Origin of the sequence: Pseudomonas sp. C 49-2, assembly GCF_003970195.1 — a bacterium.
Classification (GTDB): domain Bacteria; phylum Pseudomonadota; class Gammaproteobacteria; order Pseudomonadales; family Pseudomonadaceae; genus Aquipseudomonas; species Aquipseudomonas canadensis.
Genome location: NZ_RXYG01000002.1, coordinates 300,665 through 320,368 on the forward strand (window position 1 = coordinate 300,665; position 19,704 = coordinate 320,368).

The 19,704-nt window shown below is 61.5% G+C and carries 15 protein-coding genes and 1 pseudogene; 6 read left to right on the forward strand and 10 right to left on the reverse strand.

The window, feature by feature from the left end:
• Positions 1–132: 132 nt before the first annotated feature.
• The 7 genes and pseudogenes from EJ576_RS04880 to pilM form a co-directional block, all read right to left on the reverse strand.
• Entirely contained in the window at positions 133–1,710 is a 1,578-nt protein-coding gene (locus EJ576_RS04880; RefSeq protein ID WP_028615424.1) for an SPOR domain-containing protein, read from the reverse strand.
• Positions 1,711–1,720: 10 nt separating this feature from the next.
• Positions 1,721–2,821, reverse strand: coding sequence for a 3-dehydroquinate synthase (gene aroB / locus EJ576_RS04885; RefSeq protein ID WP_126569672.1), 1,101 nt, complete (start codon positions 2,819–2,821; stop codon positions 1,721–1,723).
• 125 nt (positions 2,822–2,946) lie between these two features.
• The gene (aroK, locus tag EJ576_RS04890; RefSeq protein ID WP_028615422.1) at positions 2,947–3,465 is read right to left on the reverse strand and encodes a shikimate kinase AroK; all 519 of its coding nucleotides are present in this window, start codon (positions 3,463–3,465) and stop codon (positions 2,947–2,949) included.
• A gap of 4 nt (positions 3,466–3,469) precedes the next feature.
• A pseudogene (locus EJ576_RS04895) lies at positions 3,470–4,726 on the reverse strand (type IV pilus secretin PilQ); the annotation flags it as partial.
• A gap of 138 nt (positions 4,727–4,864) precedes the next feature.
• Positions 4,865–5,824, reverse strand: coding sequence for a pilus assembly protein PilP (locus tag EJ576_RS04900; RefSeq protein ID WP_126569673.1), 960 nt, complete (start codon positions 5,822–5,824; stop codon positions 4,865–4,867).
• The gene (locus EJ576_RS04905; RefSeq protein ID WP_126569674.1) at positions 5,821–6,375 is read right to left on the reverse strand and encodes a PilN domain-containing protein; all 555 of its coding nucleotides are present in this window, start codon (positions 6,373–6,375) and stop codon (positions 5,821–5,823) included. The genes EJ576_RS04900 and EJ576_RS04905 overlap by 4 nt, the downstream gene beginning before the upstream one ends.
• Positions 6,372–7,025, reverse strand: coding sequence for a type IV pilus biogenesis protein PilM (gene pilM, locus EJ576_RS04910; protein ID WP_126569675.1), 654 nt, complete (start codon positions 7,023–7,025; stop codon positions 6,372–6,374). Before pilM ends, EJ576_RS04905 begins: the two co-directional genes overlap by 4 nt.
• A 221-nt stretch (positions 7,026–7,246) precedes the next feature.
• Here pilM and EJ576_RS04915 point away from each other — a divergent pair, with 221 nt between their 5' ends.
• Positions 7,247–9,706: a penicillin-binding protein 1A gene (locus EJ576_RS04915; protein WP_371923932.1), complete on the forward strand. Its 2,460-nt coding sequence runs from the start codon at positions 7,247–7,249 to the stop codon at positions 9,704–9,706.
• Positions 9,707–9,998: 292 nt separating this feature from the next.
• On the opposite strand, the gene EJ576_RS04920 is transcribed toward EJ576_RS04915, so the two are convergent.
• From EJ576_RS04920 to rpmE, 3 genes are all read right to left on the reverse strand, one after another.
• The gene (locus EJ576_RS04920) at positions 9,999–11,267 is read right to left on the reverse strand and encodes a malic enzyme-like NAD(P)-binding protein (protein WP_016979185.1); all 1,269 of its coding nucleotides are present in this window, start codon (positions 11,265–11,267) and stop codon (positions 9,999–10,001) included.
• A 181-nt stretch (positions 11,268–11,448) separates the two neighbouring features.
• The gene (locus EJ576_RS04925; protein WP_126569677.1) at positions 11,449–12,255 is read right to left on the reverse strand and encodes a thermonuclease family protein; all 807 of its coding nucleotides are present in this window, start codon (positions 12,253–12,255) and stop codon (positions 11,449–11,451) included.
• A gap of 14 nt (positions 12,256–12,269) precedes the next feature.
• Positions 12,270–12,503: a 50S ribosomal protein L31 gene (gene rpmE, locus EJ576_RS04930; protein ID WP_122730465.1), complete on the reverse strand. Its 234-nt coding sequence runs from the start codon at positions 12,501–12,503 to the stop codon at positions 12,270–12,272.
• 215 nt (positions 12,504–12,718) lie between these two features.
• Between rpmE and EJ576_RS04935 the strand changes: the two genes are divergently transcribed.
• The 5 genes from EJ576_RS04935 to hslU all read left to right on the forward strand — a co-directional run bounded on the left by EJ576_RS04935 (position 12,719) and on the right by hslU (position 19,648).
• Complete coding sequence (locus EJ576_RS04935; RefSeq protein WP_122730464.1) at positions 12,719–14,938, forward strand: primosomal protein N'; 2,220 nt, start codon at positions 12,719–12,721, stop codon at positions 14,936–14,938.
• Positions 14,939–15,048: 110 nt separating this feature from the next.
• Positions 15,049–16,785 carry an arginine--tRNA ligase gene (gene argS, locus EJ576_RS04940; RefSeq protein WP_122730461.1) on the forward strand — a complete coding sequence of 579 codons (1,737 nt, stop codon included), beginning with the start codon at positions 15,049–15,051 and terminating at the stop codon, positions 16,783–16,785.
• A gap of 1 nt (position 16,786) precedes the next feature.
• Positions 16,787–17,488: an SPOR domain-containing protein gene (locus EJ576_RS04945; RefSeq protein ID WP_025858692.1), complete on the forward strand. Its 702-nt coding sequence runs from the start codon at positions 16,787–16,789 to the stop codon at positions 17,486–17,488.
• A gap of 255 nt (positions 17,489–17,743) precedes the next feature.
• Positions 17,744–18,274 (forward strand): ATP-dependent protease subunit HslV, encoded by a 531-nt coding sequence (hslV, locus tag EJ576_RS04950; protein WP_003171209.1) that lies wholly within the window; start codon positions 17,744–17,746, stop codon positions 18,272–18,274.
• Positions 18,275–18,310: 36 nt separating this feature from the next.
• Entirely contained in the window at positions 18,311–19,648 is a 1,338-nt protein-coding gene (gene hslU, locus EJ576_RS04955; protein WP_123475213.1) for an ATP-dependent protease ATPase subunit HslU, read from the forward strand.
• The last annotated feature ends 56 nt before the right edge of the window (positions 19,649–19,704 follow it).

Below are 19,704 nucleotides of genomic sequence, written 5' to 3' on the forward strand. Positions count from 1 at the left end.
AATTCTGACCGCTACGACTCAAAAGCTACTGTGACGCAGACACCACAAAGCGCGCGGTCTCTAGAGACTGCACGCACTTGCGGTTATTTTTTGAGGTGCCGGGAGGGCGGCCTGGGTAAGGCCGCCGGATCTTCAGCGAGTTGTTGCGAGTTCTTGTTGAACGCTGGCAACAGTGCGAGGCCAAGGTTTACCAGCCTGGACCTTCGCTGGCAAGGTTTTGATCGCAGAATCGGCGGCTGCACGGCTGGAGAAGTTGCCGTAGGTGATCACGTAGAGAGGCTTGCCGTTGAGCACTTTCTTGAAATAACGGTACTCGCCGCCCTGCTCTTTCACGAACGCCTGGGCGTTGGCTTCGGAGCTGGTGCCGAGAATCTGCACCACGAAGTTGCCGGTCGGCTGGCTGGCGTACCAGCTGCTGCCAGCGGCGCCGGCTTTGGCAACGGTGGCGGCCGGCTTTTCAGCAGGCTTGGCAGCCGGAGCCGGGGCTGGCTTGGCGACTGGCGCAGGCGCGACCGGCTTGGTCACAGGCGCAGGCGCAGGTTTGGCGGTGGCAACGGTCGGCGCCGGGGTCGGGGTCGGCTTGGCAACCGCAGCCGGCTGACCGGCTGGCACGCCCGCAGGCGGCGCAGTGGTGGTCACGGTTGGTGGAGTGGCGCTGGAGCCTTCCACCGGCACGCCGTCGTCGCCTTCGGAGATGCCACCGGCTTCTTCGGCAAGCGGACCACGCATCACCGGTTGGCCGACCATCGGCAGATTGGTCGGTTGGCCGGAGTTGGCGAATTCGACGTTTGGCGTGGGTTTGCCCAGTGGCAACTGCGCCTGTTCGGTTGGCGCGCCGGCAGTCGTCGGTGCCTTGCTGCGGCCTGGGATCAACCAGGCGGCGGCAACAGCGACCACGACAACGGCGGAAATAGCCAATACGTGTTTCTTAGGCATAGTGAACCCCATCTTTGGACGCTTGACCGCAGTGCGGCTGGCAATCATGGCTTCGATCATGGCATCGCGGGCAACCTGGTTGATGGTGCCAGGCCAGCCGTCGGAGCTTTCGTGAATATCAGAGATCTGCTGAGCGGAGAAAAGTTCGATACCGGCCCCTGCGCCCTCAAGGCGTTGAGCCAGGTATTCGCGGGTTTCTTCCTCTTCGTACGGCTGCAGCTCGATGACGTGGAACAGCTCCTGGTCACCGCTGATCTGCTCGAGCTCGGCGATCAGCGACGACTCACCAAACAGGAACACATGAGGGCGACCTTCCGGCGTACCGGCTGCCAGCGCCAGCAGCGCTTCCAGGGCGGATTCGTCAAGCTGCTCAGCGTCATCCACCAGCAGGTAGACTTCCTGGCCGGTCAGGCCCAGTTGCACCACTTGCTTGAGGATCGCATTCGGCTCGGCAGTGGCCACGTCCAGCGCCTGGGCGACCTGGCGCAACACGCCTGCAGCATCACCGGCACCACGGGCCGATACCACCACACTCTGTACCGACTGCTTGTTGGTGCTGGCCACCAGGGCCTGGCGCAGCAAGGTCTTGCCGCTGCCCAGCGGACCGGTCACGACCAGCAGCAGTTGGCTGTAGCGCGCGAGGTGGTGCAGTTGGCCAAGCACAGGCTTGCGCTGGGCCGGGAAAAATTTGAAGCCAGGCACCCGTGGAGCAAAAGGGTCGTGGCTTAACTGGTAATGGCCGAGGAACGCCTCGTCGGCATGCAAACTAGTCATCGGGATCTTATTAACCTTTAAGCTGGGCCAGGGCGCGGTAATCCGCTCCCAGCGTGGCCTGTAAAATCTCTTTCGGATAATCGTCGGTCACCACCGCTTCACCCATATGGCGCAGCAGCACCAGTCGCAGTCGACCGTCGATCACTTTCTTGTCTATTGCCATATGTTCGAGGAAATCCGCCTCGGTCATCTCATCCGGCGGAATGACCGGCAAACCGGCGCGCTGGAACAAGCGGATGCCACGATCACGCTCCTGGGCGCTGATCCAGCCCAGGCGCTGCGACATCTCCAGTGCCATCACCGTGCCAGCCGCTACGGCCTCCCCATGCAACCACACACCATAGCCCATGTGGGTTTCGATCGCATGGCCGAAGGTGTGACCCAGGTTCAGGGTAGCCCGTACACCGGACTCCCGTTCGTCGGCATTCACCACCAGCGCCTTGGCGGCGCAGGAGCGCGAAATCGCTTCGGTGAGTGCCGCCTGGTCAAGGTTGCGCAGGGCATCCACGTGTTCTTCCAGCCAGGTCAGGAACGGCTCGTCGCAGATCAACCCGTATTTGATGACTTCCGCCAGGCCCGCCGACAGCTCGCGCGGCGGCAAGGTGTTGAGGGTCGCAGTGTCGATCAGCACGGCTTGAGGCTGGTAGAACGCGCCCACCATGTTCTTGCCCAGCGGGTGGTTGATGCCGGTCTTGCCGCCCACCGACGAATCGACCTGGGAAAGCAAGGTGGTCGGCACTTGGATAAAGTCCACGCCACGCTGGTAGCAGGCCGCTGCAAAGCCGGCCATGTCGCCGATCACACCGCCGCCCAAGGCGATCACGGTGGTGCGGCGGTCATGACGTGCGGTCAGCAGGCCATCAAAGATCAGTTGCAAGGTTTCCCAGTTCTTGTGGGCTTCGCCGTCGGGCAGGATCACGGAGATCACCGAATAAGCCGACAGACTGCGGCTCAGACGCTCAAGATACAGCGGCGCGACCGTTTCGTTGGAGATGATCGCCACTTGCCGCCCGGCAATATGCGGTGCGAGCAACTCGGGCTGGTCCAACAGACCTTCGCCAATATGGATCGGGTAGCTGCGCTCGCCTAGATCGACCTTAAGTGTCTGCATGTGTCCCCGCGTTAGAGATGGAGTGACGACCGATGACATCACGTTCTGACGTCACCTGATGGCTCTACGCCACACCCCACAGGGTGATAGCGCGCCGCCGAGAATAGCGCATTTCGAGCCTGGCTTTAACGGGGTGGCAGCCGATGCAGGCGCTCAAGAATGTCGAGAACCACCATCCGCGGTGGCCGCTCATCGGTTTCTACCACCAGATCGGCGATTTCCCGATACAGCGGATCGCGCAGCGTGAGCAGGTCCCGCAGGGTTTTCTCCGGGTTGGCTGTGCGCAGCAACGGGCGATTGCGATCGCGGGCGGTGCGGCCCACCTGCTGCTCGACCGAGGCATGCAGATAGACCACCCGACCACCGGCATGCAACGCGCGGCGGTTTTCATCACGCATCACTGCGCCGCCGCCTGTCGCCAATACCACGCCATCGCAGCCGCACAGCTCGGCGATCATCGCCTGCTCGCGGTCACGAAAGCCCAGTTCGCCTTCCTTATCGAAGATCCATGGGATATTGGCACCCGTGCGCAATTCAATTTCCTTGTCGGAATCTTTGAACGGCAGGCGCAGCTCTTTGGCCAGCAAACGGCCGATGGTGCTTTTTCCAGCCCCCATCGGTCCTACAAGAATCAAATTTCGCACAGAATCAACGACTCACAGCAATCGCCTGGTTATTCATAATACGCGGAGTCAGGAATACCAGCAGCTCGGATTTTTTCTCCGCCAGCACATCGCGCCGGAAAAGGCGGCCAAGATACGGCACATCGCCTAAAAATGGCACTTTATCTACCACTTTGCTTTGGGTATTGGAGAAAACCCCGCCGATGACGATGGTCTCACCATCCCTGACCAACACCTTGGCGTTGACCTCGTTCTTCTTGATCGGCGGCACGTCGTTGAGTTTGTTCAGGTAGTCGGGCTCATCCTTGGTGACCTTGACCTCCATGATCACGCGGTCATCCGGGGTGATTTGCGGGGTGACTTCCAGCGACAGCGAGGCCTCCTTGAATGAAACCGACGTGGCACCACTGGAGCTGGATTCCTGATAAGGAATCTCGGTGCCCTTGAGGATGCGTGCGGTTTCCTTGTCGGACGTGACCACCTTGGGTTGCGAGACGATTTCGCCGTTACCGGTTTTCTCCATGGCGGTGAGCTCCAGGTCCAGCAGCAGGTTATCGGTGATAAAGGCGATGCCCAGGCCCGAGGTACCGGTGAGTGATCCCAAGTCCACAAAGGGTGAACTGGGTGGGTTTTCCGGCGGTTCGGCGCCTTCAGGCTGAGGTTTCGGAATGCCCCCCGCGCCCCAGTTGCCCCGATTGAGCCGCCCACCCCAACGCGCGCCCAGGCTTTTGTCGTAATCGACATTGGCCTCGACAATCCGCGCCTCGATCATCACCTGGCGTACCGGAATATCCAGCTGCGCCACGATCCGGCGCAGCTCCTCCAGCCGCTCAACGGTCTGGTAGGCGATGATGTTGTTGGTGCGATCATCCACCGCCACCGAACCCCGCTCATCGGTCACACCCTCAAGGCCGGTGACCGACTGGAACAACTTGGCCAGGTCCGCCGCCTTGGCGTAATTGACTTGCAGCAGTTCCCGGCGCAACGGTGCCAATTCGGCCATCTGCTTGCGCGATTCCAGCGTGAGCAGTTCACGCGCAGCCAGCTCCTCGGCCGGCGCCACCAGCAACACACCGGCCTTCACCCGCTTGTCCAGGCCCTTGGCTTGCAGCACCAGGTCCAGCGCCTGGTCCCAGGGCACCTCCTTGAGACGCAGGGTGATCGAGCCTTGTACGTCGTCACTGGCAACCAGATTGAGGCCCGCCACATCAGCAATTTGTTGCAACGCCGTGCGCAACTCGATGCTCTGGAAGTTGAGGGTCAGCTTGTCGCCTGTGTAGGCGCTCAGTGTGGCGACGCCGGGAGGCGGCAAGTGGATCAGATCCACACGATTGGGCACAGCAGCAGCCATCGGTGCCGTGAACGCTATCCATAGCGCCACACCGAAGGACGAGAAAGTCCTTTTCATTGTTTGATTCCGTTATGAGTTGATGTTTAACAACAAGGTTCGCGGGCGCTCCAGCCATGCCCCCTGACCATCGGGAAACAGTTCGACCAGTTCTATAGCGCGCTCATGGATGGCCGTGACCCGCCCATGGTCCGGCCCCAGGTAGTCCCCGACCGCCAGGCGGTGCACCTTGGAGGCCGCACGTAGCAAGGCAAAAACCTGCACCCCACGGGACAGCGTGCCGACCATTTCAAACTGGTCCACCGCAAGGCTTTCCAGCGCGCCACGTGGCCGGGCAAGGTCCGGCGCCCGGACCAGTAGCCCTTTCAGAGGGTCGACCTGCACCGCGAGCAGTTGAAATGGATCACGCAACCCGGACGAGTCGTAGACAAAGAGCTGTCGCTGTACAAGCTCCCCACCACCCTGCGCATGCCAGTAAGTCTTGGCCAGCAGGTCGAGGCGCAACAGCCTGCCATCACGTCGCAGGGCCAGATCGTGCACCGTAGCGATTCGCGACAAGCCACCCAAGCCCGTCAGGAACATTGCCAGGTCGTGGTAAGCCCCCGCGACGCCGATTTGCACAGGCTGCTCGTGAAAGAACGGCTGAGACTGCTCATCCAACGGCGTGACGCTCTCGACCAGCAACCCGTTGGCCAACGCCAGACGCGCGATATCTTCCAATAAACCAGGCATTTCGGACTCGCCAGGCAACGCCTGCAAAAGCTCATCGACCTTCGCTTGCATCCGTTGGAGCTGCTGCGCGCGCGCTTCAAGGCTGGCGGCCAGGCAAGTCTTTTGTGCGATTTGCTGTTTCAGGGCCACTTCCCGCGCCTCGACCTGGAGCAACCGTTCCCGCGAGGGGCTCAGGTACACAAGGTCGCCCACCACAAACACCACGCCCGCCAGCGCACAGCCCAACAGGGCCTTGCCAGGTAGGGGCCATTTTGCGGCGTTGTGAGTGAGTGCGGAAAGATTGAGCCTTGGCAGGCTCAAGGTTGAGCCTCGGAGGACTCTCCCTGACGCACCATCAGCTGGAATTCATTGTTGCCGCGCGCGCCATCCGTTCGCACATGTTGCAACCGCGTGGAATGGGCACCTTCCGCCGCTTCCAGGCGGCGCATCAATTGGGCGATGTCCTGGCTGGACTCAGCGCTGCCGCTGATACTCACCGTATCGCCCTTGGCCACCACTTCATGCAGGTGCACGCCGTCGGGTACCGCCCGTGCCAGTTGGTCCAATAGTTGCGCACCTGGCGAGCGGGCATCATGCAGGTCCTGCACGACCTTCATGCGTTGCGCCAGTTGCTGGCTTTGCTCCTGCAGATCATCAATGGTCTTGATACGTGAATCCAGGCCGACGACCTCCTTGCCCAGATGGTCATTGCGGGTTACTTGACGATCGATGGCCTGGTCGATCACCTGGTCCGCCAGCCACACGGCCGCGAGCGCGGCACAGGCGAACACCAGCAAGCACGCCAGTAGATACTTGCGTCGCCGCTCTGCCAGCGCCTGACGCCAAGGCAGTAGGTTGATTCGTGTCTTCAAGCGAAACTCCTCAGGGCCAACCCGCAAGCAATTCCCATCCCCTGGGCATCCACGGCCCATTGTGCACCATCGACGCGATGGCTCGGCGTGAAGCTGGCGAAATCCTGACGGCAAGCGCGCGCCAATGCAAACGCTTCGATATCGATCACCTTCGGCACCAACCCCGCCAGGGCCAAAACTGCCTCGCGGGCTTCTACGTGCTCCTTCAAGCATGCGGCCAGCAATACCTCGACCCGATTCGGATCCAGGGCCGTTGGCCCGCGCACTTGAAAGTCGATAGCGACGTCATCCAGCGGATAGGGAATGTACTGGTCTGCCTCCATCTGGATCATCCAGGTCATCTCATCATCTGAGAGCCCAGCGTCCATCTCGATCATTCGTGTGATCACTGAGGGCCCGGACACAGCGGCGACAGCACCACGAACCGATGTCGACAACCGCGACCACGCACTGCGCAGGGCGCGCCCTATGCCGTCGAGATCAAGAAGTGTGCCGTCGACTACCGCCTGCGCCGGCAGTGCCTGTGTGACGTAGCCTTGAACGTTGTAGCCTGAAGGTGAACGGCCCAGCTCGATCAAGCGGATGGCCGTGTCATTGATGTCGACACCCAGCAAGGTGCCGGCTTTTCCCGTGAAAAATCCCTTTCCCATAAAACTCCCTAAAGCTTTGCCTGTCATACCGCCTGATTGCCGCTGGGCGCCATGCATTCGGTCGACTTGTTGAACAGGTGCGAATGACGTCCCAAGTCGAAAAATGCTTTAATGCCCAGCGTTTTTTTCCGCTTTTTATCTGCTGCTCGGGTCGATCCATCGTTTGCCATGCATGCCCCGACGCCTAACTCATTCTTTTCTCTGGAAATCCAAAAGCCTTGATTCGTCTGCTGAAGTTTTTCGGGTACTCCATTGTCGCCATCGTTTGCGGGCTGCTGCTCGTGCTCAGCGGGGCCTACCTCTACCTTAGTCCGGGTTTGCCCTCCGTAGAGGCCCTCAGAAGTATCCAGTTGCAGATTCCTTTGCGGGTCTACAGCAGCGATGAAAAACTGATCGCGGAGTTCGGCGAAATGCGCCGCACACCGATCCGTTTTGCCGATATTCCGCCCAATTTCATCAGCGCCCTGCTGTCGGCCGAAGACGATAATTTTGCCAACCACTATGGCGTCGACCCCAGCAGCCTGGTGCGTGCGGCGACACAACTGGTAAAAAGCGGACACATTCAGTCCGGCGGCAGCACCATCACCATGCAGGTGGCGAAGAACTTCTTCCTCACCAGTGAGCGCAGCTTTTCGCGTAAAGCCACCGAGATCCTCCTGGCGCTGCAGATCGAACGCCAGCTGACCAAGGACGAGATCCTTGAGCTGTACGTCAACAAGATCTACCTGGGCAACCGTGCCTACGGGATCGAGGCGGCGTCCCAGGTCTACTACGGCAAGTCCATCCGTGACGCCAGCCTGGCGCAGATGGCCATGATTGCCGGCCTGCCCAAAGCCCCTTCACGCTTCAACCCACTGGCCAACCCGGCGCGCAGCAAAGAACGTCGCGACTGGATCCTGGGCCGCATGTACAAGCTGGGCAAGATCGACCAGGCTGCTTACGAAAGCGCCATCGCCGAACCGCTGAACGCCAGCTACCACGTGCCGACGCCGGAGGTGAACGCGCCTTATATCGCCGAAATGGCGCGCGCCGAGATGGTCGGCCGCTATGGCAGCGAGGCCTATACCGAAGGTTTCCGGGTGACCACCACGGTGCCGAGCAACCTGCAGGAAATCGCCAATGACTCGGTGCACTCCGGCCTGATCACCTACGACCAGCGCCACGGCTACCGCGGCCCTGAGTCGCGCCTGCCGGGCAAGACCCTGAGCGCCTGGGCCACCGAGCTGGGCAAGCAACGCGCAATCAGTGGCCTTGAGCCGGCCATCGTCACCCAGGTGAAGAAAGATGGCGTGCAGGTGCTGACCCGCACCGGCGAAGCCCATGTGGCATGGGACAGCATGAAATGGGCACGCCCGTTCCTGAACACCAACAGCATGGGCGCGCTGCCCAAGCAGCCGTCTGACGTGGCCCAGGTGGGTGATTTGATCCGCGTGCAACGCCAGAAGGACGACAGCCTCAAGTTCAGCCAAGTGCCGCTGGCCCAAGGCGCCCTGGTGTCCCTGGACCCGCAGAACGGTGCGATCCGCGCGCTGGTCGGCGGCTTCGCCTTTGAGCAGAGCAATTACAACCGCGCCACCCAGGCCAAGCGCCAGCCGGGTTCGAGCTTCAAGCCGTTCATCTACAGCGCTGCCTTGGATAACGGCTACACCGCCGCCAGCCTGGTCAACGATGCGCCGATCGTGTTTGTCGACGAGTACCTGGACAAGGTGTGGCGCCCGAAGAACGACACCAACACCTTCCTCGGCCCGATCCGTATCCGCGAGGCGCTGTACAAGTCGCGTAACCTGGTATCGATCCGCTTGCTGCAGGCCATGGGCGTCGGCAAGACCATCGACTACATGACTCGCTTTGGCTTCAACAAGTCGGACCTGCCGCCAAACCTGTCCCTGGCCCTGGGCACCGCGACCCTCACACCGATGGAAATCGCCACCGGCTGGAGCACCTTTGCCAACGGCGGCTACAAGATCGCGCCGTACCTGATCGACAAGATTGAAAGCCGTAACGGCGACACCCTGTTCACCGCCAACCCGCCGCGAGTGCCGGGTGATGTGGTCAACGGCGTGGCGGCGACGGATGGACTGGCGGCTCCGAGCAATGGCGGCATCACCATTGAGCCGACTCCAGGCGCCGCACCTGCCGGCAACGCTGCCGCAACCGAACCGCAGGCGCCCGCCGTGGCCGAGCGCATCGTGGATGGCCGTACCACCTACATCCTCAACAGCATCCTGGAAGACGTGATCAAGAAGGGCACCGGCCGCCGCGCCCTGGCCCTGGGCCGTCCGGATATTGCGGGCAAGACCGGTACCACCAACGAATCCAAGGATGCCTGGTTCTCCGGCTACAACGCCGATTACGTGACCACCGTGTGGACCGGCTATGACCAGCCGGAAAGCCTGGGTCGCCGCGAGTTTGGTGGCACTGTCGCGCTGCCGATCTGGATGAGCTACATGGGCGCGGCACTGAAGGACAAGCCGCCGCACACCCAGCCGGAGCCTGAAGGCATCCTTAGCTTGCGTATCGACCCGGTGAGTGGCCGCGCAGCCTCGCCAAGCACGCCGAATGCGTACTTCGAACTGTTCAAGAGCGAAGACACGCCGCCGTCGGTCAACGAGCTGGGCAATGGTGTTGCGCCGGGCAGCCCGCTGCCGGCGGATGAAGCGGCGCCGATCGATCTGTTCTGAGGTTGGAACCAGGGCTTATCGTGGTGAACGGGCTTTTGTGGTGAGCGGGCTTGCCCCGCGCTGGGGCGCGAAGCGGACCTAATGCAGGTATCGCATTCATCCAGTTAAAACGCGTTGGCAGGTTTTAGGGCTGCTTCGCAGCCCAGCGCGGGGCAAGCCCGCTCACCACAACAAGCCCACTCAGCACAAAGGCCTGCTCACCACAGCAAGCCTGCCCTGCACAAAGAGATCCGCCACAAAAAAGCCCCGACTCGCGAGAGCCGGGGCTTTTTTGTGGGTGCGCTACAACGGCTTAGCCGTTGAACACATCATCCACGCTTTGCAGCGGGTAGTGCTTCGGATACGGCAGGGTAGCAACGCCGGTCTCGATAGCGGCTTTGGCCACGGCATCGGAGATCAGGGTGATCAGGCGCTTGTCCATTGGTTTCGGAATGATGTACTCACGACCGAATTCCAGCTTGATACCGCCGTAGGCGTCGCACACTTCCTGAGGGACCGGCAGCTTGGCCAGTTCACGCAGGGCGTTGGCGGCAGCCACTTTCATCTCTTCGTTGATGCGCTTGGCGCGAACGTCCAGGGCACCACGGAAGATGAACGGGAAGCCCAGTACGTTGTTGACCTGGTTCGGGTAGTCCGAACGGCCGGTCGCCATGATCACGTCGCTACGGGTGGCGTGAGCCAGTTCCGGAGAGATTTCTGGATCAGGGTTGGAGCAGGCGAACACGATCGGGTTGGCCGCCATGGATTTGAGGCCTTCAGCGCTCAGCAGGTTCGGGCCGGACAGGCCGACGAACACGTCTGCACCGTCGAGGGCGTCAGCCAGGGTGCGCTTGTCGGTCGCGTGGGCAAACATCGCCTTGTATTGGTTCAAGTCAGTACGCTCGGACTGGACCACGCCTTTGCTGTCGACCATGAAGATGTTTTCCAGCTTGGCGCCCATGCTCACCAGCAACTTCATGCAGGAGATGGCCGCAGCGCCAGCGCCCAGGCAGACGATCTGTGCGTCAGCCAGAGTTTTGCCAGCGATTTCCAAGGCGTTGATCATGCCGGCCGCAGTAACGATCGCGGTGCCGTGCTGGTCATCGTGGAATACCGGAATGTCGCACTGTTCGATCAGGGCCTTTTCGATCTCGAAGCACTCAGGCGCCTTGATGTCTTCCAGGTTGATGCCACCGAAGGTGATGGAAATGCGCTTGACCGTGTCGATGAAAGCCTGCGGGCTTTCGGAATCGACTTCGATGTCGAAAACGTCGATGCCGGCAAAGCGCTTGAACAGCACGCCTTTACCTTCCATGACTGGCTTGGAAGCCAATGGGCCGAGGTTGCCCAGGCCCAGAATCGCGGTGCCATCGGAAATCACTGCAACCAGGTTGCCTTTGCCGGTGTACTTGTACGCCAGTTCAGGGTCGCGGGCGATTTCACGTACGGGCTCGGCAACACCAGGGCTGTAGGCCAGCGACAGGTCGCGAGCGGTGGCAGTGGCTTTGGTGAGCTCTACACTCAGCTTTCCTGGACGAGGATGGGCATGATATTCGAGAGCGGCAGTTTTCAAATCAGACATATCGGCATTCCGCTTTTACTGTTGGTCGACGGACCGCCGAGGATACGCGTGTCGCAAAGTCCCTACAAGACTGGGCAGTCACAGGTGTCAAGGGCCCTGCGCTACGACTTTCGGCCAAGAGCCGCGGGATACAAGGGCTCAACTGTTCACAATCGATTAAAAAAATGTCTACAATTTTTTCCTAATCCGTCGATTTGAGCATGCCGGGGTCGGTCAATGACAGCATCCAGCGTGCCTGGCCGTTTTTCAGGCCGCCGCGCTTGGCGCGATCCTGCACCCAGCCACGGGCCTCGATTGTCTTGCCTTGCAGACCACTGAGCACAGCGGTGTCGAATTGTTTGACGAGGTCGGGCGCAATGCGTAATACCACTGCCCCCTGAACTTCGATCCAGATTCCGCCGCGATTGCGTTCGATCTTGCTCACCTGGCCACTGACCAAAGCAAAGCCAGACTGCTTGAGCTGCGCCACGTTTTGTACCGGCGATTGCCGCCAAAGGCCCAACCGCGCATCACGTGCGCTGTTTTCAGCGGCCTGCTGACAGGCGACAAGATCGGTATTGGGCGCAACTCCAATCTGAAATCCCAGGCCGTCAGCCAGCAATTGCGCCTCAAGGTTCTCGCCGTCTGCGCCGTAGAGGTGGGCCAACGTGCGGCCGTAGTGGTCCTTGCTCTCGCGCCCAGGCACCAAGCCGACGCGGCCGTCGCTCGCGTCGACCAATGTCTGTAAACGCTGGCGGGCGGCAACCGCGTAAGGCTCGTCGGGACGGCCCTTCTTACCGGTTTCCGGGGCATTGAGGCCGATCATCCGCACACTGCGGCCGTCCTTGAGGCGCACCGTGTCGCCATCCACCACGCGCTGCACCTCCACGTGGACCAGAGAGTCCGGCGAGGGACAGAACACCTGGGCCTGCGCGACTGAGAGCCAAATCCCAGGCACAAAAAAGGCGCCCACAAGGGACGCCTTTTTCAACAGCTGGCAAAAGCCCATAAGGCTTTTGAGCCTTACTCTGCTGGAGTAGCAGCAGGCTTCTTGCCGAAAGCACCAAAGCGATCTGCGAAGCGCTGTACACGGCCGCCGGTGTCCAGAGTTTTCTGCTTACCGGTGTAGAACGGGTGGCACTCGTTGCATACGTCAGTACCCAGTGGCTTGCACAGGTTCGAACGGGTCTGGAACTTGTTGCCGCAGCTGCAAGTTACGTCGATGACTTCGTATGCTGGATGGATATCGGCTTTCATGGCACTTCCTCGGGCTAGCGTGCCGCCACTCGACACTATTGTCGAATACCGCACGTAATTAGGCCGCGGATTCTACCAGACCTTTTTAATCGCGCAAGCCGCGTATCAGGCTGAAAACCGCCTTTCATCAGAAAACCGTGGCATACCCAAGCCCTCCCCTGTCTGCTAGGCTCCCGCCCCTGCGCCACCGCCTGCCTTTATATGAGACCCCCCGCGTGCCCGACGCCATTTTGCGCCTAGCCCTGCCCTCGCCCCTGCGCCGCCTGTTCGATTACCGGGCCCCGGCCGGTGTGCTGCGGGAACAGTTGCAGCCGGGTATGCGCGTGCGCGTGCCGTTTGGTCGGCGGGAAATGATCGGCATATTGGTAGAGGTCGCGGATCACAGCGAAGTGCCTGCGGAAAAACTCAAGCCCGCGCTGGCCATGCTTGACGCCACCCCGCCACTGCCGCCGGCGTTGTTCAAACTGTGCCTGTGGACCGCCCAGTACTATCAGCACAGCCTTGGCGATACGTTGAGCTGGGCGCTGCCGGTGCTGTTGCGCCAGGGCGAACTGGCTGAAGCGCGCCAGGAACGTTTCTGGTCGATGACACCCGGCGCGCGTCTCGACGACCCGCGTATCGCCCGCGCCCCGCGCCAGCGTGAAGCCCTGGCGACACTGGCCCAGCATCCCCATGGCGTGGCGCATCAGCTATTAAGCAAGCTGATGCTGAGCAAAGACAGCCTCGACCTGTTGCTCGCCAAGGGCCTGGTGCAGGTGGAAATCCGCAAGCACGCCCCCGATGCCCGCCACGAACACTGGCTGGCCCAACCGGAATTGCCGCTGAACCCCGAGCAACGCGCTGCTTATGAAGCGATTCGTGCAGGCTTCGACAGTTTCCATGCGTTCCTGCTGGCTGGCGTCACTGGCAGCGGCAAGACCGAAGTCTATCTGCAGTTGATCCGCGAGACCCTGCAAGCCGGCAAACAGGCGCTGGTACTGATCCCCGAGATCAATCTGGGCCCGCAGACCCTGGCGCGCTTCGAACAGCGCTTCAATGCGCGCATCGCCCTGGTGCACTCCGCCGTCAACGACCGTGAGCGCCTGGAATCCTGGCTGGCCGCACGGGATGGCGAGGCCGACATTATTATCGGCACCCGCTCGGCGCTGTTCACCCCGATGAAGAATCCCGGGCTGATCATCATCGACGAGGAGCACGACGGCTCCTATAAACAGCAGGAAGGCTTGCGTTACCACGCCCGCGACCTGGCACTGGTGCGTGCGCGCCAGGAAGACATTCCGATTGTGCTGGGCTCGGCCACGCCATCACTCGAGAGCTTGCACAATGCCTACACGGGGCGTTATGGCCTCCTACGCCTCAACGAGCGTGCGGGCGGCGCCAAACAGCCAAAATTCCTGCGTTTGGACGTCAAAAGCCGTCCATTGGACAGCGGTATTTCCGGGCCGATGCAACAAGCCATCGGCCAGACCCTCGCCGCTGGCCAACAGGTCTTGGTGTTTCTCAACCGCCGCGGCTTTGCACCGACACTGCTGTGCCATGACTGCGGCTGGATGTCCGAGTGCGAGCGTTGCGATGCACGCATGACCGTGCACCAGCGCTACGGCGAGCTGCGCTGCCATCACTGTGGCCATGTAGAACGTGTACCGCGCCACTGCCCGCAGTGCGGCAAAGTCGACCTGCGACCGGTGGGCGCTGGCACCGAACGGGCCGAAGAGCGTCTGGGTATTCTGTTCCCGGATTACCCGGTGCTGCGAGTCGACCGCGACAGCACCTCGCGCAAAGACGCGATGAACCAGCTGTTCGCCACCATCCAGAAAGGCCACCCGTGCATTCTGATCGGCACGCAGATGCTTGCCAAAGGACACCATTTCCCACGGGTGACCCTGGTGTCGATCCTGGATGCCGACGGCGGGCTGTTCTCCGGGGATTTCCGCGCCAGCGAGCGCATGGCGCAGTTGATCGTGCAGGTCGCTGGCCGCGCAGGGCGTGCCGAAGAGCCGGGCCGGGTGATCATCCAGACCCACTTGGCCGACCATCCGCTGCTGATCCAGCTGACCGAACAAGGCTACTTCGCCTTCGCCGAGCAGGCGCTGAGCGAACGTCGCGCCGCGGGCCTGCCGCCTTTTTCCCATTTGGCCCTGTTGCGCGCCGAAGCCCATAAACCGGGGCAGGCCGAAGGTTTCCTGGATGAGGCATGCAGCGCCGCCGAACGTTTACTCGGCGAACTGGGCCTGAACGGCATCGAATTGCTCGGCCCGGTGCCCGCCCCCATGGAGCGCCGCGCCGGGCGTTATCGTGCTCAGCTACTCTTGCAGGCAACCTCGCGCGCACCGCTGCATCGGCTATTAAGTAGCTGGTTGCTTGCCCTGGAGCAAATGCCCAGCGGTCGCCAAGTGCGATGGTCGCTGGATGTAGACCCGGTAGATTTGTATTAAGCCTGGCCATAGGTCCCGCGAAGGTTGGCAAGCCCGCCCTCGCCACGGATAATGCCCAGTTTTTCCACCTGCGCATCGCGCGCCACCGCTTGCGGTCGAAAGAGAACACCATGAAAGACACCATTCGCCAGCTGATCCAACAAGCCCTCACCCAACTCGTCAACGAAGGTGTGTTGCCTGAAGGCCTGACGCCGGCGATCCAGGTGGAAAACACCCGCGACAAAACCCACGGTGACTTCGCCAGCAACATCGCGATGATGCTGTCCAAACCCGCGGGCATGAAGCCACGCGACCTGGCAGAGAAAATCATCGCCGCGCTGCCTGCCGACGAGAGCGTCACCAAGGCTGAAATCGCCGGCCCTGGCTTCATCAACTTCTTCCAGAACACCCAGGCCCTGGCTTCGCGCCTGGATGCCGCCCTGGCCGACGCCAAGATCGGCGTGCGCAAGGCCGGCCCGCTGCAGCGCGTGGTCGTCGACCTATCGGCGCCGAACCTGGCCAAAGAGATGCACGTCGGCCACCTGCGCTCAACCATCATTGGCGACGGCGCGGCGCGGGTCCTGGAGTTCCTCGGCGACGACGTGATCCGTCAGAATCACGTGGGTGACTGGGGTACCCAGTTCGGCATGTTGATGGCCTACCTGCAGGAAAACCCGATCACCAGCAACGAGCTGTCGGACCTGGAAAACTTCTACCGCGCCGCCAAGAAGCGCTTCGACGAATCCGAAGAATTCGCCGACCGCGCCCGTGGCCTGGTGGTCAAGCTACAAGCCGGTGACGCCGAGTGCCTGGCACTGTGGAACCGTTTCCGTGACATTTCCCTGTCTCACTGCCAGGAAATCTACGAACTGCTCAACGTCAAATTGACCATGGCCGACGTGATGGGCGAAAGCGCTTACAACGACGACCTGATCAATGTGGTCAACGACCTCAAGGCCAAGGGCCTGCTGGTGGAGAGCAACGGCGCGCAGTGCGTGTTCCTCGAAGAATTCAAGACCGCCGATGGCGAGCCGCTGCCGGTGATCATCGTCAAGGCCGATGGCGGCTACCTCTACGCCACCACCGACCTGGCCGCCGTGCGGTACCGCAGCGGCGTGCTCAAGGCTGATCGCGCCCTGTATTTTGTCGATCAGCGCCAGGCCCTGCACTTCCAGCAGGTGTTCGAAGTGGCGCGCCGCGCCGGTTTCGTCACCCACCCGATGCACATGGAGCACATGGGCTTCGGCACCATGAACGGCGCCGATGGCCGCCCGTTCAAGACCCGCGACGGCGGCACGGTGAAGCTGATCGACCTGCTCACCGAAGCGCAGGAACGTGCCTACACCCTGGTGAAGGAAAAGAACCCGGAGCTGGCCGAGGCCGACCTGCGCAACATCGCTCGCGTGGTGGGCATTGGTGCGGTGAAATACGCCGACCTGTCCAAGCACCGCACCAGCGACTACAGCTTCAACTTCGAGCTGATGCTCAACTTCGAAGGCAACACCGCGCCGTACCTGCTGTACGCCTACACCCGTGTGGCTGGCGTGTTCCGCAAGCTGGGCAAGGACTTCAGCGAAGTTGAAGGCCAGATCGTGCTGGACGCCCCGCACGAACAGGAACTGGCCGCCAAATTGGCGCAGTTCGGCGAAGTGCTGAACAGCGTCGGCGAGAAAGGCACGCCGCACATCCTGTGCACCTACCTGTACGAAGTCGCCGGCCTGTTCTCTAGCTTCTACGAGAACTGCCCGATCCTGACCGCCGACGACGAAGCCCAGAAGCAAAGCCGCCTGCGCTTGGCTGCACTGGCTGGACGGACCCTCAAGCAAGGCCTAGAGCTGTTGGGCCTGGAAACTCTGGAGCGTATGTAAGTTGGCTGCCAAGAAAAAACCTGCACCCAAGCGCGGCGCCAGCCGCTACCAGGCCCCGGCGAAGAAACCAATCCCGGGCTGGTTGTGGATGGCGATCGGCCTCACCGTCGGCGCGTTTATCGTGTTCCTGATGAAGCTGGATCCCGGCAAAGGCGATGACGTCAAACGGGTCAAGCAGGAACAGCAGAAGGCCACGAAAATGGCCGAAGCCAACAAGACGGCGCCGAGCCCAACCGCGCCCGTGAAGCCGAAGTACGACTTCTACACGCTGCTGCCGGAATCGGAAGTGATCGTGCCGCCTGACGCCGTGCCGGAGAAAACCCTGCCGACGCCACAGGTGCCGACCACGCCAGTCACTCCGGCGGAAGCGGCGAAGATCGACACGGCACGTGCCCAGGCCGCGCTGGCCGGCATTACGCCGCCGCCAGCGCCGCCGGTTGCCGAAACCAAGGCCGCGCCGGTGACCAAGTTCTTCCTGCAAGCGGGCTCGTTCCCGAAACAGGCGGATGCGGATCGCGTGCGAGCGCAGATCATTCTGCTGGGCCAGTCGGTGACGGTTGAGTCAGGGACGGTGAAGGATGCGACCTGGTATCGCGTGCTGGTAGGGCCGTTCAGCAACCGAGAACAGCTGACTGTGGCGCAGAAACAACTGGCTGGTGCGGGCTTTAGCAACCTGTTGTTACAACAACGCCAGAGTCGCTGACCTTCAGCCAACTTGGATCAAATGTGGGAGGGGGCTTGCCCCCGATGCAGTGTGTCAGTCAGTACATCTGTTACTGATGCACCGCCATCGGGGGCAAGCCCCCTCCCACATTTGGTCTTGCCGCGCTCTGAAGTGTGTGTCGGACCATTGAACACCACTCGTCCGCCATAACCCCCTACGGTTGAAATCCCCCCCGCCACCCCCATATGAGTTTCCATCAGGGCATTTTCGCCCCGCTGCGTGGAGACTCTCCCCTTGACCACCATCGTTTCAGTACGTCGCCACGGCAAAGTCGTCATGGGCGGCGACGGCCAGGTTTCCCTGGGTAATACCGTGATGAAAGGCAACGCCAAGAAAGTGCGCCGCCTGTACCACGGCCAGGTTCTCGCGGGCTTTGCCGGCGCTACCGCCGACGCCTTCACCCTTTTCGAGCGCTTCGAAGGCCAACTTGAGAAACATCAGGGCCACCTGGTGCGCGCTGCGGTTGAACTCGCCAAAGAATGGCGCACCGACCGCTCCCTCAGCCGCCTGGAAGCCATGCTGGCCGTCGCCAACAAAGACGCTTCCCTGATCATCACCGGCAACGGCGATGTGGTTGAGCCTGAGCATGGCCTGATCGCCATGGGTTCCGGCGGTGGCTACGCCCAAGCGGCCGCCAGCGCACTGTTGAAGAAAACCGACCTGTCGGCTCGCGAAATCGTCGAGACCGCCCTGGGTATCGCCGGTGATATCTGCGTGTTCACCAACCACAACCAGACCATTGAGGAGCAGGACCTCGCCGAGTAAGCCGTAGGCTTATTCCGCTTGAGGCCGCCAAACACTATGTCCATGACTCCCCGCGAAATCGTCCATGAACTCAACCGCCATATCATCGGCCAGGACGATGCCAAGCGCGCCGTAGCCATTGCGCTGCGTAACCGCTGGCGCCGGATGCAACTGCCCGAAGAACTGCGCGTTGAAGTAACGCCGAAGAACATCCTGATGATCGGTCCTACCGGCGTCGGTAAAACCGAAATCGCCCGTCGCCTGGCCAAGCTGGCCAATGCACCGTTTATCAAGGTCGAAGCCACTAAGTTCACCGAAGTGGGCTACGTGGGCCGCGACGTCGAGTCGATCATCCGCGACCTGGCCGACGCCGCCCTGAAAATGCTGCGCGAACAGGAAGTGACCAAGGTCAGCCACCGCGCCGAAGACGCCGCCGAAGAACGTATCCTCGATGCCCTGCTGCCACCGGCACGCATGGGTTTCAACGAAGACGCCGCGCCGGCTTCGGACTCCAACACCCGCCAGCTGTTCCGCAAGCGCCTGCGTGAAGGCCAGTTGGACGACAAGGAAATCGAGATCGAAGTCGCTGAAGTCTCCGGCGTCGATATCTCCGCCCCGCCTGGCATGGAAGAAATGACCAGCCAGTTGCAGAACCTGTTCGCCAACATGGGCAAGGGCAAGAAGAAAAGCCGCAAGCTCAAGGTGAAGGAAGCCTTGAAACTGGTGCGCGACGAAGAAGCCGGGCGCCTGGTGAATGAGGAAGAACTCAAGGCCAAGGCCCTGGAAGCGGTCGAGCAGCACGGCATCGTGTTTATCGACGAAATCGACAAGGTGGCCAAGCGCGGCAACTCCGGCGGCGTCGATGTATCCCGCGAAGGCGTACAGCGCGACCTGCTACCGCTGATCGAAGGCTGCACCGTGAACACCAAGTTGGGCATGGTCAAGACCGACCACATCCTGTTTATCGCCTCCGGTGCGTTCCACCTGAGCAAGCCAAGCGACCTGGTGCCGGAGCTGCAAGGCCGCCTGCCGATCCGCGTGGAACTCAAGGCGCTGACCCCAGGCGACTTCGAACGCATCCTCAGCGAGCCACACGCGTCGCTCACAGAGCAATACCGTGAGCTGCTGAAAACCGAAGGCCTGGGCATCGAGTTCCAGCCGGACGGCATCAAGCGCCTGGCGGAGATCGCCTGGCAGGTCAACGAGAAGACCGAGAACATCGGAGCCCGTCGTTTGCACACCTTGCTGGAGCGTCTGCTGGAGGAGGTGTCCTTCAGTGCTGGCGATTTGGCTGGCGCGCAGAATGGCGAAGTGATCAAGATCGACGCTGAATACGTCAACAGCCACTTGGGCGAATTGGCGCAGAACGAAGACTTGTCTCGTTATATTCTGTAAGCCTCACACAGAATCGCTTCGCCTCAATGTGGGAGGGGGCTTGCCCCCCGATGGCG

Excerpts from the sequence above, each read along its gene's own strand:
- EJ576_RS04880 (WP_028615424.1), bottom strand. The coding sequence starts at position 1,710 with ATGACTAGTTTGCATGCCGACGAGGCGTTCCTCGGCCATTACCAGTTA.
- aroB (WP_126569672.1), bottom strand. The coding sequence starts at position 2,821 with ATGCAGACACTTAAGGTCGATCTAGGCGAGCGCAGCTACCCGATCCAT.
- pilM (WP_126569675.1), bottom strand. The coding sequence starts at position 7,025 with ATGGGAAAGGGATTTTTCACGGGAAAAGCCGGCACCTTGCTGGGTGTC.
- EJ576_RS04920 (WP_016979185.1), bottom strand. The coding sequence starts at position 11,267 with ATGTCTGATTTGAAAACTGCCGCTCTCGAATATCATGCCCATCCTCGT.
- EJ576_RS04925 (WP_126569677.1), bottom strand. The coding sequence starts at position 12,255 with ATGGGCTTTTGCCAGCTGTTGAAAAAGGCGTCCCTTGTGGGCGCCTTT.
- rpmE (WP_122730465.1), bottom strand. The coding sequence starts at position 12,503 with ATGAAAGCCGATATCCATCCAGCATACGAAGTCATCGACGTAACTTGC.
- argS (WP_122730461.1), top strand. The coding sequence starts at position 15,049 with ATGAAAGACACCATTCGCCAGCTGATCCAACAAGCCCTCACCCAACTC.
- hslU (WP_123475213.1), top strand. The coding sequence starts at position 18,311 with ATGTCCATGACTCCCCGCGAAATCGTCCATGAACTCAACCGCCATATC.